18 protein-coding genes are annotated in these 15,978 nt (G+C 63.6%); 7 read left to right on the forward strand and 11 right to left on the reverse strand.

Annotated features, from left to right (window positions below; translation table 11 throughout):
- Positions 1 to 5 precede the first annotated feature (5 nt).
- Positions 6 to 968, reverse strand: a complete 963-nt coding sequence (locus MF606_RS15140; protein WP_240230178.1) for a quinone oxidoreductase family protein — start codon at positions 966 to 968, stop codon at positions 6 to 8.
- A 142-nt stretch (positions 969 to 1,110) separates the two neighbouring features.
- On the opposite strand from MF606_RS15140, the gene MF606_RS15145 reads away from it, so the two are divergent.
- Positions 1,111 to 1,326 (forward strand): DUF1059 domain-containing protein, encoded by a 216-nt coding sequence (locus MF606_RS15145; RefSeq protein WP_240230179.1) that lies wholly within the window; start codon positions 1,111 to 1,113, stop codon positions 1,324 to 1,326.
- Here the strand turns inward: MF606_RS15145 and MF606_RS15150 are convergent.
- From MF606_RS15150 to MF606_RS15160, 3 genes are all read right to left on the reverse strand, one after another.
- Entirely contained in the window at positions 1,323 to 2,495 is a 1,173-nt protein-coding gene (locus MF606_RS15150) for a CCA tRNA nucleotidyltransferase (RefSeq protein WP_240230180.1), read from the reverse strand. The two genes, MF606_RS15145 and MF606_RS15150, sit on opposite strands and share 4 nt — an antisense overlap.
- Positions 2,492 to 3,118: a CoA pyrophosphatase gene (locus tag MF606_RS15155; protein ID WP_240230181.1), complete on the reverse strand. Its 627-nt coding sequence runs from the start codon at positions 3,116 to 3,118 to the stop codon at positions 2,492 to 2,494. The genes MF606_RS15150 and MF606_RS15155 overlap by 4 nt, the downstream gene beginning before the upstream one ends.
- 108 nt (positions 3,119 to 3,226) lie before the next feature.
- On the reverse strand, positions 3,227 to 3,775 hold the full coding sequence (locus tag MF606_RS15160; protein ID WP_240230182.1) for a GNAT family N-acetyltransferase: 549 nt from the start codon (positions 3,773 to 3,775) through the stop codon (positions 3,227 to 3,229).
- A gap of 350 nt (positions 3,776 to 4,125) precedes the next feature.
- On the opposite strand from MF606_RS15160, the gene MF606_RS15165 reads away from it, so the two are divergent.
- The gene (locus tag MF606_RS15165; protein ID WP_240230183.1) at positions 4,126 to 5,085 is read left to right on the forward strand and encodes a glutathione S-transferase family protein; all 960 of its coding nucleotides are present in this window, start codon (positions 4,126 to 4,128) and stop codon (positions 5,083 to 5,085) included.
- Positions 5,086 to 5,178: 93 nt separating this feature from the next.
- On the opposite strand, the gene MF606_RS15170 is transcribed toward MF606_RS15165, so the two are convergent.
- On the reverse strand, positions 5,179 to 5,655 hold the full coding sequence (locus MF606_RS15170; protein ID WP_240230184.1) for an NUDIX domain-containing protein: 477 nt from the start codon (positions 5,653 to 5,655) through the stop codon (positions 5,179 to 5,181).
- A gap of 111 nt (positions 5,656 to 5,766) precedes the next feature.
- On the opposite strand from MF606_RS15170, the gene MF606_RS15175 reads away from it, so the two are divergent.
- Positions 5,767 to 6,657: a metallophosphoesterase family protein gene (locus tag MF606_RS15175; RefSeq protein WP_240230185.1), complete on the forward strand. Its 891-nt coding sequence runs from the start codon at positions 5,767 to 5,769 to the stop codon at positions 6,655 to 6,657.
- Between the two features lie 5 nt (positions 6,658 to 6,662).
- On the opposite strand, the gene MF606_RS15180 is transcribed toward MF606_RS15175, so the two are convergent.
- Positions 6,663 to 7,082, reverse strand: a complete 420-nt coding sequence (locus tag MF606_RS15180; protein ID WP_240230186.1) for a YciI family protein — start codon at positions 7,080 to 7,082, stop codon at positions 6,663 to 6,665.
- Between the two features lie 146 nt (positions 7,083 to 7,228).
- On the opposite strand from MF606_RS15180, the gene MF606_RS15185 reads away from it, so the two are divergent.
- From MF606_RS15185 to MF606_RS15195, 3 genes are all read left to right on the forward strand, one after another.
- Complete coding sequence (locus MF606_RS15185; RefSeq protein WP_240230187.1) at positions 7,229 to 8,560, forward strand: MurL-like N-terminal domain-containing; 1,332 nt, start codon at positions 7,229 to 7,231, stop codon at positions 8,558 to 8,560.
- Positions 8,550 to 9,839, forward strand: a complete 1,290-nt coding sequence (gene murD, locus MF606_RS15190; RefSeq protein ID WP_240230188.1) for a UDP-N-acetylmuramoyl-L-alanine--D-glutamate ligase — start codon at positions 8,550 to 8,552, stop codon at positions 9,837 to 9,839. The genes MF606_RS15185 and murD overlap by 11 nt, the downstream gene beginning before the upstream one ends.
- A gap of 86 nt (positions 9,840 to 9,925) precedes the next feature.
- Positions 9,926 to 10,258: a DMT family transporter gene (locus MF606_RS15195; protein WP_240230189.1), complete on the forward strand. Its 333-nt coding sequence runs from the start codon at positions 9,926 to 9,928 to the stop codon at positions 10,256 to 10,258.
- A 2-nt stretch (positions 10,259 to 10,260) separates the two neighbouring features.
- On the opposite strand, the gene MF606_RS15200 is transcribed toward MF606_RS15195, so the two are convergent.
- Positions 10,261 to 11,997 carry a hypothetical protein gene (locus MF606_RS15200; protein ID WP_240230190.1) on the reverse strand — a complete coding sequence of 579 codons (1,737 nt, stop codon included), beginning with the start codon at positions 11,995 to 11,997 and terminating at the stop codon, positions 10,261 to 10,263.
- Between the two features lie 278 nt (positions 11,998 to 12,275).
- Between MF606_RS15200 and MF606_RS15205 the strand changes: the two genes are divergently transcribed.
- Entirely contained in the window at positions 12,276 to 12,722 is a 447-nt protein-coding gene (locus tag MF606_RS15205; protein WP_240230191.1) for a response regulator, read from the forward strand.
- Positions 12,723 to 13,014: 292 nt separating this feature from the next.
- Here the strand turns inward: MF606_RS15205 and MF606_RS15210 are convergent, their stop codons facing one another.
- The 4 genes from MF606_RS15210 to MF606_RS15225 form a co-directional block, all read right to left on the reverse strand.
- Positions 13,015 to 13,518 carry an MgtC/SapB family protein gene (locus MF606_RS15210; protein ID WP_240230192.1) on the reverse strand — a complete coding sequence of 168 codons (504 nt, stop codon included), beginning with the start codon at positions 13,516 to 13,518 and terminating at the stop codon, positions 13,015 to 13,017.
- Between the two features lie 301 nt (positions 13,519 to 13,819).
- Positions 13,820 to 14,605, reverse strand: a complete 786-nt coding sequence (locus MF606_RS15215) for an SDR family NAD(P)-dependent oxidoreductase (RefSeq protein WP_240230193.1) — start codon at positions 14,603 to 14,605, stop codon at positions 13,820 to 13,822.
- Positions 14,606 to 14,614: 9 nt separating this feature from the next.
- Complete coding sequence (locus MF606_RS15220) at positions 14,615 to 14,911, reverse strand: barstar family protein (protein WP_240230194.1); 297 nt, start codon at positions 14,909 to 14,911, stop codon at positions 14,615 to 14,617.
- Positions 14,904 to 15,956 carry an NAD(P)-dependent alcohol dehydrogenase gene (locus MF606_RS15225; protein WP_240230195.1) on the reverse strand — a complete coding sequence of 351 codons (1,053 nt, stop codon included), beginning with the start codon at positions 15,954 to 15,956 and terminating at the stop codon, positions 14,904 to 14,906. The genes MF606_RS15220 and MF606_RS15225 overlap by 8 nt, the downstream gene beginning before the upstream one ends.
- Positions 15,957 to 15,978 lie beyond the last annotated feature (22 nt).

Genomic DNA, 15,978 nt, shown 5'->3' on the forward strand with positions numbered 1-15,978 from the left:
AGCGGTTACATCAGCTTCAGCGCAAGCTTGCCCACATAGTGGCTGGCGAGTGCCCGATGCGCTGCTGTGACCTGGTCGAGTGCGAAGCTCTGGGCGACATGGGGCGCGAACGGGCCGGACTCGATCAGCTTATTGAGCCTTTCGATTGATGGCGCACCACGATCACCATTGTACATGACGAGCTTGACACCCGATGGCGCGATCGGTTCAGGCATCACGCCATAGGGCGTGGCCGCTTGCGCGCCGACGCGCAGGGCCCGCAGCGCCGCGTTCGCCGCGTCGCTGCCGACCGTCAGCAGTGCTGCGTCGAGGCCATCCGGTGCAAAAGCGCGCGCTGCGGCCATCACATCGTCCTTCCGTCCATTGACCACCGCGTCGGCACCCAGCCTTTGCGCCAGCGCCACGCCGTCATCGCCGGAAGCCACGGCGAAGACCCGCAGGCCGCGCAGCTTGGCAAGCTGAAGGGCCATGTGCCCGATGCCTCCGCTGGCGCCAAAGATCATCAGCGTTTCGCTGGCCTTAAGGTCGAGAACGTCGAGGCCGCTGAGGCCGGTCAGGGCATCCCAGGCCATGACACCGGCCTGCTCCGTGCTGAGCTTTTCGGGGATCAAGGAGACATGCTCGGCAGCCACAGCGGCGTACTCGGCGTACAATCCGCCGCGCGGCAGCGGCATCGAGGCGGCGTAGACGCGATCGCCCTGCGTGAACCGCGTGACGCTCCCGCCCGTTGCGGCAATCGTGCCGGCCCCGTCCCAGCCCAGCACATAGGGAAATGTCGAGGGCATTCCGAAGGCGCCATCGTAGTGGCCCTCGCGTTCGGTCGCGTCCCACGAGCCCACGCCGGCCCATTCGACGCGGACCAACACGTCATTCGGCCCGATCTCTGGCACCGGGATATCGCGCAGGTCAAGGGCATCAATGCCCCCGAACCGGTCCAGAACAGCCGCCCGCATTGTATTGCCCGCCATACTCGCCTCCAAAACTACTGTTAGTAACTTACTTATCGTAAGTATTTGTGGATAGCCCGGCTGTCAAGGGCTCTGGCGACAATCGGAACCCCTGCCGAACCGAGGCGTTGTGCCTTGGCACATCATGGATGGGAGATGAGAGATGAAGCGCTTTGAATCCGGCTCGCTGATCCCCGGTTCCACTTGGCATGCCGAGGCGGAAAGCGAGGCTGAGGTGGTTCGCCGTGCGGTCGAAAATCTTCGAACGATGCATGGCGAAACCGAGATACGCCCGGAAATGGTCGAGCGTATCAAGGAGCGTATCGTCGACACTGGCGATACGGGTAAGAAGAAGCAGAAGAAGGCGACCAAGCACTAGCGCTCGAGCAGCGCCAGCAACTCGCCTTTGCCCAGAGCAAAACCGCTCTCGATCCAGGCCTGCTCCAGGCGGGCCAATTCCCGACCCAGTGCCGGTCCCGGCGCCATGCCGAGGCCGGCAAGATCATGTCCGGATACTGGGAAACTGCTAACCACAGTCGCCGCCAGTTCGCGCGCCGCTTCGGCGGTTTGGGCGCTACCCCAGTTGCAGGTGGCGGCGGCAACCGCCAGGCCTTCGACTGCGAACTCGCCCTGCCGGTAGGCAGCCTCGCCGATCTTTCCACGTGACAGCAGGCCGGCGGCGGTGCGAATGCGGCGCGCTTCCGCAACCATGTCGTTGGACAGCCGCCATTCCCCCTGCAGCGCATCGAGATCGTCGACCAACAGGACCAGCCGGGCCGCAGTGCCGCGTCCGCCCAGCCGCTCGTAACCGGCGAGAGCCGCGAGCTTGGCCGCCTCGACCGGTAGCAGACTGATGCGCGACATTTCGCCGAGCGTCGTCGCGATCGTCGGCAGCGACAGCATGCGCAGCATTTCCGCGCCCACGCGCTCGGCCGAAAGATGGGACAGGTGACCCACGGCCGCGGCGCAGGCGGCGATGGCTTCCGGGTCAAAGCGCTCGCCGCCATGGCTCGCCGAAAACCGGAACAGCCGATAGACGCGCAGGCCATCCTCTGCGATCCGCTCGGCCGCATCGCCGATGAAGCGCACCCTGGCCGCCAATGCGTCCTCGACCCCACCCAGGGGGTCGTAGAGCGTGCCATCGGCGGCGCAGTAGAGCGCATTCATGGTGAAATCGCGCCGGCTGGCATCCTCCCGCCAGTCGGTGCCAAAGGCGACTACGGCATGCCGTCCATCGGTTTCGACATCGCGTCGCAGCGTCGTGACCTCCGCCAGCGTCTCGCCGAGCTTGAGGGTCACCGTGCCATAATCGATGCCGGTAGGATACCACGCGATACCAGCCGTCTTGGCCCGGGCAATCACCTCATCGGGCCGCAGTTCGGTCGCCAGGTCGATATCGGGATTATCGCGTTGGTGGTCGAGAATGGTGTCGCGCACCACCCCGCCCACAGCGCGGGTGCGCCGTGTGGCGCCGTCGAGCACCGAGAAGATCGCCTGCGTCTCCGGGCGCCGCAGCCATTCGGCCGTTTGCAGCGCTGCAACACTCATGATGCGCCTTCGCCGGTCGCCAGATCGCGAAAGCGCCGCGTCAGGTTGGCGGTAATGCCCCAGATGCGATGGCCATCATGGTCGATCTGCCAACTGCGATGTTCCTTGCCCTCACGCTTGATGCGGAACTCGCCATAGCTTTCGGGACTCAGTATGCGTTCCAGCGGCACTTCGAACACCGAATGCACCTCACCGGGATTGGGCACAAAGGGGCCGCTGGGCTGCACTGCGGCCACCACGGGCGTGATCAGGTAATTGGTGCCGGTGTAATAGGTAGGCATGAAGCCGATGACGCGGGCATCCTCGCGTTCCATCCCGACTTCCTCGAACGCCTCGCGCAGCGCGGCCGCGGCGACGTCCTCGTCATCCACATCGACCTTGCCGCCAGGGAACGCCACCTGCCCCGAATGCGACCGCAGGTCGGGCGAACGCTCCGTATAGAGCACCGTCAGGCCCTCTGGACGTCGAATCAAGGCAATCAGCACCGCCGCCGGCACGGGCGGGCGGTTGAACGGCTTTAGGGGCGCCCAATCGGCCACGAGCGTATCCGCCGCCGGCAAAGGCGGGGGCACGGTCAGCAGGCGAGCGGCCAGTCTGTCGATGATGGCGTCGTGGGACGACAAGAAAGCACCGGAAAATCACTTCGGATTCGGGAGTTTAAGCGAGGATCGGCTGGAAGGGCACCCCTTACCTCTCCCTTCGGGGGAGAGGCATAAGAAGGGGCCCGCGTCTTAGCCCTGCCAGCCTGCGATCGGGCCGGCCAGTGTCGTTGCCAGGGACTTGTCCTCAGCGAAGAGCAGGACGCGGCTGGGGTCGACCGGGCCGGGAAACTGGATATTGCCCAGTGTTGTGGGCTCCCAGCCGAGCGGACAGTAATAGTCGCGATCACCCACCAGCAGCACGAACTTCCCCTCGCCGCGCGCCAGCGCCATGCTGGTGACTTCGCGCGCCAGCAGCTTGCCGGCGCCGCGCTTGCGGTAATTGGGGTGGGTGGCCAGCGGGCCCAGCAGGTAGCCGTTGATGCCACCAACGCTGATCGGGGTCATCCACACCGAGCCACAGGCCGTGCCGTCGACTTCGGCGACGAGGCTCAGGCTCTTGTCGATGGGAAAGCGCTCGCGCACGCGGAACGCGGTACGGGCAAAACGGCCGGGCCCGAAAGCAACGGCCTGCAATTCCTCGATGAAGGCCTCATCGGCTTCGGTGGCCAGACGAACATAGGGCACACCGGCCAGAGGAGCGGAGACAGCAGCGGCCGCAGCCGAAGAAACAGGGGTCATGACAATGATCCGGGAGAGGAATGCGTAGGACAAACCCGGCGCTCAAAGAGCACCGCTTCGAAAGACCCTTACGGTCGTCGTGTCACCAGCAAAACCTTTACCATCCTGGGCGCCTCCACGCCTGAAATCCGCATTAGCACCATGGGGGCGTCGCGTAAACAGAAAGTCATAGGCCTACCCCGCAAAATCAAGACGCGCGTCGGCGTCTGTGTTCAAAATGCACAACGCTTCGTTGCCGCGATGCCCCCTTATCGATCCGATCATGGGCATCTATGTGTCAGGCAACGCAACCGACGGTCGGGGATTTGACTCCGACAACGCGTCGACAACATGACGGAAAGGGTTCGATCATGGGACAATTGATCGACGGCAAATGGTCCACCCAGTGGTACGACACCAAGAAGACCGGTGGCAAATTCGAGCGCAGCCAGGCCGGCTTCCGCAACTGGATCACCGCCGACGGCAGCGCGGGCCCATCGGGCACCGGCGGCTTCAAGGCCGAGCCGGGCCGCTACCACCTCTATGTGTCGCTAGCTTGCCCTTGGGCCCACCGCACGCTGATCTTCCGCAAGCTCAAGAACCTCGAAGACCTGATCTCGGTCTCGGTGGTTTCGCCCAAAATGCCCGATGAGACCGGCTGGAGCTTCGACAAGGCCACCGGCTCGACCGGTGACACCGTGCTCGGCAAGGATTTCCTCTGGCAGGTCTATACCCAGGCCGTGCCCGACTATACCGGCCGCGTCACCGTGCCGGTGTTGTGGGACAAGCAGACCGGGACCATCGTTTCCAACGAGAGTTCCGAAATCATCCGCATGTTCAACTCGGCCTTCGACGAGCTGACCGGCAATACCGATGACTATTATCCCGAGGCCCTGCGCCCCGTGATCGATCCGATCAATGCCCGCGTCTATGACGACATCAACAATGGCGTCTACAAAGCCGGCTTTGCGACGACACAGGCCGCTTACGACGAGGCGGTGGCCAAGCTGTTCGATGCCCTCGACTGGGTCGAAGCCAAGCTCGGCGAAACGGCTTACCTGGCCGGAGAGACCATCACCGAGGCCGATTGGCGACTCTTCACCACGCTGGTGCGGTTCGACGCGGTCTATGTCGGCCACTTCAAGTGCAACCGGCAGCGCATCGCCGACTACAAGAATATCTCACACTATCTCAAGGCACTCTACGAGGTGCCCGGAGTCAAGGAAACGGTCGATCTCGACCACATCCGCACGCACTATTACTGGAGCCACATCACCATCAATCCGACCCGGATCATTCCTGTGGGCCCGGAGTTGCCGTTCTTGAAGTAAGGCGGAAATACTCTCGGGCGTACCGATTTACCCCATCCACAATCGCTTCCCGCGGATCAAGTCCGCGGGAAACGCCGGTGACGCAATCGAGGCCTAGTACCCCCACACATCCCGGCGCGGCGCCTTGTCGAAATATTCGTCGATGCGCTGCGACGTGGCCGGGGTGACCTTCTGAGGCAAGGCCGAGCGGTCGAACCAGACGACTTCGGCGATCTCGTGATTGGGCTTGAGCTCGAATGCCTTCTCGAAGCTGCGGGCCACATAGAAGGCGACGTGGTCGCGATCGGTCACGGTGCTGGAATTGTGGTAGATGCCAAAGAGCTCCATCGGCCCGGTGACACGATAGCCGGTTTCCTCAAGCACTTCGCGCTGCGCCGCCGCGTCGATGGTTTCACCCGGACCCACGCCCCCGCCGGGAAATTGCCAGCCGGGAACGTAACTGTGGCGGATCAGCAGGATCTTATTGCCATCGACGACCATTACCCGAGCGCCAATGGTCATCCGCTGCCAGAGGCCCTTCAGCGTCAGGAACACCTTGGCTCGCACGCGCTGGAAGCGATTCATCTGCATCGGCAACTCCGTTCGTTGTCCTATCGGTAGCAGAGGTTTGATGACGACAAAATTGACGCCTGCCGCGATTGACCGTTTTCTTGCCCCCTTCCTTCTGGCATTACGGCCGCGATGATTACCCTTGCCCACATCTCCGACATTCACCTTTCGCCCATGCCCGACGTCATGTGGCGGGATTTGCTGGGCAAGCGCCTGACCGGTTTCCTGAACTGGAAGCTGCGCCGTCACGACGAGCTCAACAGCGAAACGCTGGCGAGTCTCGTGGCGCATCTGCGATCCCAGAACGCCGACTTCACCGCCGTCACCGGTGATCTGGTGAACCTGGCGCTGCGCTTCGAGGTCGATCGCGCCGGCAAGTGGCTAGAGGCCCTCGGCACCCCCGACAAGATCGCGGTCTGCCCCGGCAATCACGATGCCTATGTGCCCGGCGCCCTCGAATCCGCCCAGGAGGTATGGGGCGACTACATGACCGGCGAAACGCTCGACGACGCCCACTTCCCCTTCGTTCGCCGGGTGGGCGAGCTGGCCGTCATCTCCTGTTCAAGCGCCGTGCCGACCCGACCGTTTCTCGCCATCGGCCGCTTTGACGAGAAGCAGGCCGAGCGGCTGGGCCGCATCCTCAAGGTGATGGGCGAGGCCGACTATTTCCGCACAGTGCTGATCCACCACCCGCCCAATCCGGAACTGCAGCACCCCTCGTTCGGCCTCAAGGGTCACAAGCTGTTCCGCCAGGTCATCGCCGAGCATGGCGCGGAGCTGATCCTGCACGGACACACCCACCGCTCGTCGATCCATTCGATCCCCGGCAAGGGCCACGAAGTGCCTGTGGTCGGCGTGGCGGCCGCCAGCGCGGCGCAGGGCGGCACGCTGGACGATCCAGCGCGCTATAACCTGTTCCGGATCGAACGCTCCGGCGAGGGCTGGACCTGCACCATGCGCGAATACGGCTTCCAGCGTCTGGGCAGCGACATCGTCATGCGCCTGCAGATGCGGATTTATTGAGGCGGCTACTTCGCCGTCCTGTCCCGTACCCGATTATGGATCGCTTCGACGTCCGGCGTCATTTCGTTGGCGAAGTCGCTCATCTCAAACAGGGGGCGAATTTCGATCTCGCTGTATCCGGTCATCGGATTGGGGCAGCGCTTCACCCACTCGACAGCTTCCTCCATGTCCCGCACTTCCCATATCCAGTAGCCGGCGACCAGTTCCTTGGTCTCGGTGAACGGCCCGTCGATGACCATCCGCCTGGCGCCCTCGAAGCCGATGCGCTTGGCCTTGCTCGAAGGGTGCAGCCCGTCACCGCCCTTCATGATGCCGGCATCGACCAGCTCTTCATTATAGCGGCCCATGGCTTCGAGCAGCTCGTTTGACGGCATGATGCCCGCCTCGCTGTCCGGCGTTGCCTTGACCATAACCATGACGCGCATTCCCACACTCCTGTTTCTGGGGCCAGAACCAGCCTCCTGCCTCGACGACGAACACGATGCCCTGATTTCGACAAGCCGAAAGTGCCCCACTCCCGCCACGTCAGCAAATCACCTATATGGTTGGCAACCCCGCGAGTGATCCGCCTGTGACCGAACAATTCCGCATCGAGCGTCCCATTTTCGACCCTGCCACGGGCAGGGCCAGCTTCGCCTATGGCATTGCCGGCCTGCGCTTCGTCGAAACCCTGGATCTACCTGCCGGCGCTGATGCCGCGGCCGCCGCGAGCCCGTCGTTCCTCAAGCTGCTCGATCTGACGGCCATCGTGCTCGGCGTCAGCTATTTCAAGCTCAAGGCTCCGTTTGAAATCGCCGCGCCGGACATTGCCCTCAGCGAGGCCGAGCGCGTTTTTGCCATCGACGTCTACGAGAACGGCCTTGGCGAGTTCTATGCCCGCAACAACCTGATGCGCTTCGGCAAACTTACCATCCATGCGCCGCTGGATGACGAGGCGAGCCGCCCTGCCCCGACCTTGCCCAATCGCACGCTGCTGCCCATCGGCGGCGGCAAGGATTCGCTGGTCAGCGTCGACCTGCTCACCCATGCCGGCGTCGAGTTTTCGCCCTTCGCCGTTAATCCCAAGGGCCCGATCCTGACCTCGGTCGACAAGATCGGCACGCCGCCTGTCTATGTCACCCGAACGCTCGACGCCGAAATGATCCGGCTGGGCAAGGAGCCCGGCTACTACAACGGCCACGTGCCCTCGACCGCCATCAACTCGATGATCGCGGCACTTTGCGCCGTCCTCTATGGCTACAACCAGATCGTGCTCAGCAACGAGCGCTCGGCCAGCGAGGGCAATGTCGAGTTCGACGGACGCGAGACCAATCATCAATATTCCAAGTCGCTCGGCTTCGAGTTGCTGATTGCCTCGATCCTGAGCGACGCCACCGGCGGCGCACTCAAGTATTTCTCGCTGCTGCGGCCCTATTCGGAAGCGCGGATCGCGTCGCTGTTCACACACGAGACCAAGTTCGATCACGTATTTTCGAGCTGCAATCGCAATTTCCGGCTGACCGGTAATGACGGCCCGCTTTGGTGCGGCGAATGCCCCAAATGCCACTTCGTCTTCCTGATCTTCGCGCCGTTTATGGCCAAGGACCGGCTGTTGTCGATCTTCGGCAAGGACCTGCTCGACAATCCGGCCAACGAGGGCTCGTTCCGCGAGTTGGCAGGCCTGGCCGGACAGAAGCCATGGGAATGCGTCGGCGAAATCCTCGAGGCCGCCGCCTGTCTCTATACGCTGACCCGCCACGCTGATTGGCACGAGGCGGCAGTGGTGCAGGCAGTGAAGGCGGACCTCTTGGCGCAATATGGCGAGCCCAAGTTGCAATTGGCCATGGCCGAATGCCTGACCGATAGCCACGACCACCACATTCCGCCCGCGCTTGCCGCCAAGGTGGCCGCCTATGCGGTTTGAAGAGCCCGTATTGCTCTATGGCGCCGGGCGCGAGGCAGCGTCCACCCGCGCCTTCCTCAAAGCGCGCCAGCCTGACCTGAAAGTTTTCGTCACTGTCGATAGCGGCACCGCCGACATCGAGGATGCCGAGATCATCGCACCCGCCGACCTGCCCGCCGCCATCCGCGCCCACCGTTTCGGCCTGATCGTCAAAAGCCCCGGTGTCTCGCGCTACAAGGATGTGTTCGACATCGCCCGCGACGCCGGTATCCCGGTCACGTCGAACCTCAACCTCTGGGGCGGCGCCTATCGGTCAGGGCGCACCGTCATCGCCATCACCGGCACCAAGGGTAAGTCGACCACCGCGACCCTGACTCATCTGATGCTGACGCAGTCAGGTATCGATGCGGGCCTTGCCGGCAATGTGGGCGTCGCGCCGCTCGAGATCGCCGACCGCCATGCCGTGGTGATCTTCGAGCTCTCCAGCTACCAGACATCAGATATGAGCTTCTTGCCCGATATCGCCGCGGTGACCAATCTCTACCCCGAACACGTCGATTGGCACGGCTCCGTGGACCGCTATTTCCGCGACAAGCTGCATCTCATCGACCGGGAGGGCGGCTTCCCCGTAGCGCTGGGCGCCGGGGCCAAGGGCAACGCATTGGTGGCCCTCGCCGTGCGCGATCATCGCCGCCTGCTGCGCGAACTGACGCGCGAGGAACTGGTAGCAATCGACAAGGCCGCCGCCGGTTCGCGCCTCAAGGGCAGCCACAATATCGACAATGCTCGCCTCGCCGCGCAAATCGCCCTGGCGGCCGGAGGATCGATCGATGGCGTGCTGCGCGGCATCAGCGCCTTCGTGCCGCTGCCGCATCGTCTGGAAGAGCATCAGTTCGGCGGCACTATCTTCGTCAACGATTCCATCTCAACCACGCCCGAGGCCACCAAGGCGGCCCTTGCCGCCTATCGCGGCTATCGTATCGCGCTGATCGCGGGCGGGCATGAGCGCCAGCAGGATTACGGCGAGCTCGCCGGGCTGCTCGCCGGTTATGGCGTGACGACGTTGGTGTGTCTGCCTGTTACAGGCGCCCGGCTGGCGACTGCCGCGCGCGCTGCCGCGCCCCATATCGCGGTGCTGGCGGAGCGTGACCTTGAAGCGGCGATGCAGGCGTTGGGTCAACGCCGCCGTGACTTCGACGCCGTAATCCTCTCGCCGGGCGCCCCGTCCTACAATCAGTTCAAGAATTTCGAAGAGCGAGGGCTACAATTTGTCGGCTTCGCGCAAGCCATCTTTGGCTAGAGGCTTTCGAGAATCCTGGTTTCCGTAGCGCCCCACCCGGCGTAAGTCTGGGGCAGGCCCAGCAGGCCCGCACCCCTGGAGACATCATGCCCGGTTATCTCTTTCTCGGCCTTGCCATCATCGGGGAGGTCATCGCCACCTCATTCTTGCGCGCTTCGGCCGGATTTACCCAGCTCGTACCGACCATCGTCGTCGTCGTGGGCTACGGGGTGACGTTCTACTTCTTCTCGCTGGCGCTGCAGACCATCCCGGTCGGCATCGGCTACGCCATCTGGTCGGGAATAGGCATCGTGCTGATCTCGATCATCGCCTTCTTCGTCTATGGGCAATCGCTCGATCTGCCGGCGCTGATCGGCATCGGGCTCATCCTGGCCGGCGTGATCGTCATCAACGTGTTCTCGCAATCCTCCGGGCACTAGCCCTAGTAGGCGCGATCCAACGCATCGCGCGGCACACCAGCGTTCAGCAGCGCGCCGCCGATTGCCTCGATCAGCACTTCGTCGGTGATGCGCTGGCGCAGGCGGGGCAGTACGCCTCCCGCGCGAAACGCCGCAACATCCAGAACCTGCGGCAAGTAGCGATTGACGACGGCGCTATCCCCGGCCCCCTGGCCGGCCATGATCGCGAGGATCGGCCCCAATTCCCGATCCGCCTGGGCGTAAAGCTCGGCTCGAGCGATGGCATCGGCATAGTTCGCATCGCGCAGCGCCGCCAGGGCGGGTACGACCTGATACCAGGGCGGCGCGCTGGGCGAATGCTCGACGGCCTCCCCGGCCAATGGCCTGGCCTGCGCCAGCTCGCCCCCGAAGGCCAGCAGCCTGGCATAGGCCGCAAGCGCATCCGCATTGGCGGGATTGAGCTGGAGCGACGAGCCGAAATCGGCCCGCGCCATGCGGGCATCGCCCATATCTTCCTGCAATCGGGCACGCTGCTCCCAGATGAAACTGCTGATCGGCGAAAGGCCGATGGCGCGCTCGAGGCTAGTGGCAGCAATCCGGAACCGGTCATCCACCGATACGTCCGGCGCTATCTGGGGATCGGCCAGCTCCGCCGTCAGGCTCGCCGATATGGCCAAGGCAACCGGGTTCTGCCGCTCCGTCTCCGGGAGAGCGGTAATGCAGGCACCGGCCCGCTCGGCGTCGGAAGCACCACCGGTGTCGCGATAGACGTCGAACATGATGCGGCAGAGGTAGAGGCTGACCTGCTCCCCTACGGGGGTCTCCGACGCGAGAAATTGCCGGGTCCGGGCATGCAGGGGACCGCGCGAGCTGCCGAGGACGAGGCTGAGCCGGCGCGACACCAGGTCGAGCACATCCATGGCGCCCGCGTCAGACGCAGACACAGGAATTGTGTGACTCCAGACGACGCTGGTAGTGCGCGTGTCGGTCAGAATGGCGCTGTACTGCACCACATCCCGATCGAGCCGAACGATGCCGGTCAGCACGAAATCGCTGGCTGGCACTTCGGCAGTCACGCCGCTGGATTCGCCGCCGGTGCCGCCATAGCGGACCTCGATATCCTCGAACTGCCCGAGATCGGTGACCAACTCGATCGCCAGACCAGAAACCTGCGGCGCCGGCATGCCGGCGTCCGCAAGGTTTTGAAACTCGACAATAGTGACGCTCGGCGGCTTCATCGCATCAGCCGCCGCCAACGCCCCCTTGCGGGGTCCCCAGGTCGATAACGAATAGGCCAGGAGCCCCACGCCGGCGGCAATCGCCACCAGTGCAAACCACGACAGGGTAACGCCGCCGGGCCGCGCCGTTCGAGCCTGGTCGGCTGATGCGGCCTGCACACCCGAACCAGACGGGAGCCGCGCGTCATAGGCGAATTCCGGCACGTAGCGGCCCACCGGCAGCAATATCTGCAGGCTCTCCGTCGCCCCGTCCGTGCGGTAATATTCGTCCAGCAGCCCGCGCAGCCGGCGCGCCTGGACCCGGACAATAGGGTCGGACTGGGGGTCGAAATCCTCGCCCCGTCCCAGCACGTCGACGGCTATCGAATAGGCCTTGATGGACTGCTCGTCCCCATCCAGCGTGCGGCGCACGATATAGTCCAGGAACTTGCCCAGTTGCGGCGACCGAGCGATCTCCGGCCACGCGAGCAAACGCTCGAGTGCGGCCATGATCGCATCGCGCTCTGGCGCCGCCACGGGCACTGAAACCTCCGGATTGGAGGCCTGATTGTGACGCTTTACATGTAAAACGCAAGCGCATGTTACCTTGATTTTACCTGCGTTTGCCTACTCGTCCCCCGCTCTTTCGATCATACGCCGCCTTGTCCATGCTTTGTGCAGGACAAGTCTTCGGCCGGCTAGGCCCCGCTCGAAGCGTTGACCACCCAGTTCTAAGCCGCAGGCCAGCACCTCTCAGTGCCCAGGCCCGTTGCTGTTTTACGTTGGCTTGTCCGCCGCCTGGGCGGGCAATGAGGTGCGCATTGAACGAGTATGTGGAAAATCTGCCATTTCTGGCGCTGATCGATGACGACCAGTATTCGGCTCACCTGTTGACCCGCATGCTGATCGCCCATGGTTCGCCCGAGGTGCAGCACTACGGCAATGCCGCCGAAGGATTGGCCCGGCTGCAGGCCGTTCTGGCCGATCCGAACGCCAACTGGCCAGGTCTGCTGATCGTCGATCTCAAGGCCCATAGCGGGGCCAATCTAGAATTCCTCGCCTCGATCCAGCCGCTCGCCCACCAGAAGGGCGTGCCGGTGGTGGTGATGACGCAGGCGCCGGATCGTGACCAACGCGACGCTTTCTACGATGCCGGCGCGGCATCGGTTTTCATTCGTCAGCCAGAACTCGACGCCTATCGGCGTGAAGCGGCTGGCATTGTCAGTTTCTGGGCGCGCAGTCAGCGCCTGGATGCAGTCGGCATGTAACTCCTGCGTCCACAGGTTGCATGCCGCGGTCGGGAGGGGCGCTGCAAATCGGTCTGACCGGTCTGCATTCCCAAGCGTCCCTCCGGCCACTCCACTCCTCTTCCGTTCGCCTTGCAGTGCGGCGGAAGGGGGCGCCGGCCCTGCTCCAAGGGGACCGACGCGGGCGCGGTCGCGACACCTCCCGGTCGCTTCCGCACGGGGGGAGAAGCCGATTTGGTAGCGCGCTCGTCCCTCAGCGCCGCCACCAAGATATTACGCTTCTCCCCGCGGCCCCACGATCGGCGATCGATCGCTAGGTCTTCTTGGGAGTTTCCTCGTCCGCATCAGCACCGACGACCTGATGCGCGAACGCCCGCAAGGCCGCCAGCACGATCACCGCCAGCAGCGCCACACCAAACGCTATGATGTAATAGCCCAGCGATGTCGCTACCCCGACCGCGCCGGCCAGCCACATGCCCGCTCCCGTCGTGATGCCCTGCACCGTGCCACCGCTCTTGAAGATGGCGCCTGCGCCCAGAAACGCGATGCCGGCGGTGACCGCCTCGACGGCGCGGATCGGATCGGCCTTGGCGCCGCTATCGGGTCCAATCGTATGAAAAATCTCGAAGGCGAGGATGGTGAACAAGGCGGCCGCGACCGACACGAGAATATGCGTCCGCAATCCGGCCTCTGCCGTGCTCCACTCGCGCTCGAAGCCGATCATGGCGCCAAGCACGGCCGCAATCAGCAGGCGAATAGCAATGATATGCTGGGGGAGATAGGTCTGGACGAAGCCAAACTCGTTGCCGATATCCATGGCGGACTTTCCGGATTTGTGACGCTAGCATGACAACCTGCCAAAGCCCGCCTGGTTCCCGGTCATCACCTTCAGCCCGAGGCAGTACGGCGACCGAGCCGACGCGGCATGGCGGGGGGCTTTCACATGGAGCGCTTCATATGCGCGGTGTCACCCCGGCGAAGGCCGGGTCCATCTTGAGGTCCATCAGCGTTCACCGGCCGTGGAGTCATCTCAGGATGGATTCCGGCCTCCGCCGGAATGACGCCACAAGAGTGGAGAGATACGTCCCCCTTGATGGGGGGCTAGAAGGGGGTTGGCCTTAAACCGTCTTGAGCCACCCGCCATCGACGAAATAGGTCGAGCCGGTGGAGTAGCTGGCCTTGTCCGAACACATGAAAACGAAGAAGTTCGCCAGCTCTTCCGGCGTGGCGAAACGCTTCATGCCGCCGGCCTCGTTGGCCACGCCTTGCAGATGGGCCTCCCAGCCGCCCTCGCCGGCAATCTGCTTGGCGGTCTTGACCCAGTCGGGCGTGAGGATAAGACCCGGATTGATGGTATTGACCCGGATGTTGTCGCCCACGACCTCATTGGCGAGGGTCTTGGAGAACATCATCAGCGCCGCCTTGGTGGTGTTGTAGATCGGCTCATACCAAAGCGGCTGCACCGCACAGATCGAGGCATTGTGAAGGATCACGCCACCGCCCCGCGTCTTCATGGCCGGCACCAGACCGCGCGCCAGACGCACCGCGGCCATCACGTGAAGATCCCAGTAGTATTGCCACTTGCCATCATCCGCCTCGGCAATGGTCTCGTTGGAACCCGTGCCGGCATTGTTGATGAGGATATCCGCGCCGCCAAAAGCTTGTTTGGTCCCCTGGATGACCGAGGCACATCCTTCGGCGGTCGCAACATCGGCGGCAATGGCCGTGGCGATGATGCCAAACCTCTGCGCCACCTGGACCGCCGCGTCGTCGCCGCGCTCCTTGTTGCGGCCAACCAGCACCAGATTGACGCCCTCGGCCGCCAGTCCCTCGGCCACGGCCAATCCGATGCCCACCGTGCCGCCGGTAATGACGGCGGTTTTGTCGCGCAGGTTCAGGTCCATCATTGTCTCCTAGTCGCTAACGGTCAGATCGATATCCAGATTGCCCGCCGCGCGGGCCTCGGCAAAGACGCCGGCAATTGCGGCGACGGTTTGCCGAACTTCATCATTGACTTCGGCAATGCCGCCAACCACCAGCGCATAGGGCGGTTGCAGAACGCTATCCTCCGGCGTCCGCAGAATGTCCCACAAAGCATCGAGATTGCGCCCGAAATACTGCGGCCCGATCGCCGCCTCTATGGCGCGGTAGACGTCATCGCGGCTTTGCCACGACCCGCCATCCAGCACCACGAGGCGAGTTTCAGTCATCGCGGTTCATGCGGATCTGTAGCTTCACATCGGTTGGCCGCGCCTCGACCGCGCGATCGAAGGCCTTGATTGAGTCCTCAAAGCCAAACGTTTCTGAAATAAGCGGCTTCAAATCCACCTTGCCCGAGGCAATGAGCGCAATGGCGCGGTCATATTGGTGGGCATAGCGGAACACGCTCTCGATGCGCAGCTCCTTGACCGAGAGGCCGGCAATATCGATCGCCGTCGGTTCGACCGGCAGCCCCACGATCACGATCGCTCCGCCCGGTCGCGGCAGGTCGGCAATGGTCTTCCAGGCGTGAGGCGAGCCCGAGCACTCGAACACCACATCAACGCCCCAGCCATCGGTGAGTCGGGCGACCTCCTCGACAATGCTCTTCTCGCGGATATTGACCGGGATCACGCCCTGATACTGCGCCGCGATATCAAGCTTGGGCTGGGCGAGATCAGCAACGATGACGCGGGCACACCCCCCCGCCAGGGCCGCCAGCGCCACCATGGTGCCGATCGGACCGGCCCCGAGCACGAGCGCTGTATCACCGGGCACGATCTTCGCCTTGGTCGCCGCCTGCATGCCCACGGCAAAGGGTTCAACCATCGCGCCTTCGGCAAAACTTACGTTGTCAGGCAATTTGAAGGTGTAGTTGGCCGGATGAACCACTTCCGGCGTCAACACGCCATGGATCGGCGGGGTCGCCCAGAAGCTCACCGCCGGATCGACATTGTACATACCCAGCCGGCTTGCCCGCGAATTGGGGTCGGGAATGCCGGGCTCCATGCAGACGCGATCACCCACCCTAACATGGGTCACGCCAGCGCCGACCTCGACCACCGTACCGGCGGCCTCGTGCCCCAGCACCATGGGCGCATTGACCACGAAAGGGCCAATCCTGCCATGGGTATAGTAATGCACGTCAGAACCGCAGACGCCGACCGTATGGATGGCGATCTTGACCATGCCCGGACCGACATCGAGCGGCAGGTCGATGTCGCGCAGGGCCAGCTCATGCTGGCGCTCGAGAACAAGGGCGCGGACTTTGGTCATGGTGGTCATCCCTGGGCATAAG

The sequence above is a fragment of the Devosia lacusdianchii genome, from assembly GCF_022429625.1.
GTDB lineage: Bacteria > Pseudomonadota > Alphaproteobacteria > Rhizobiales > Devosiaceae > Devosia > Devosia lacusdianchii.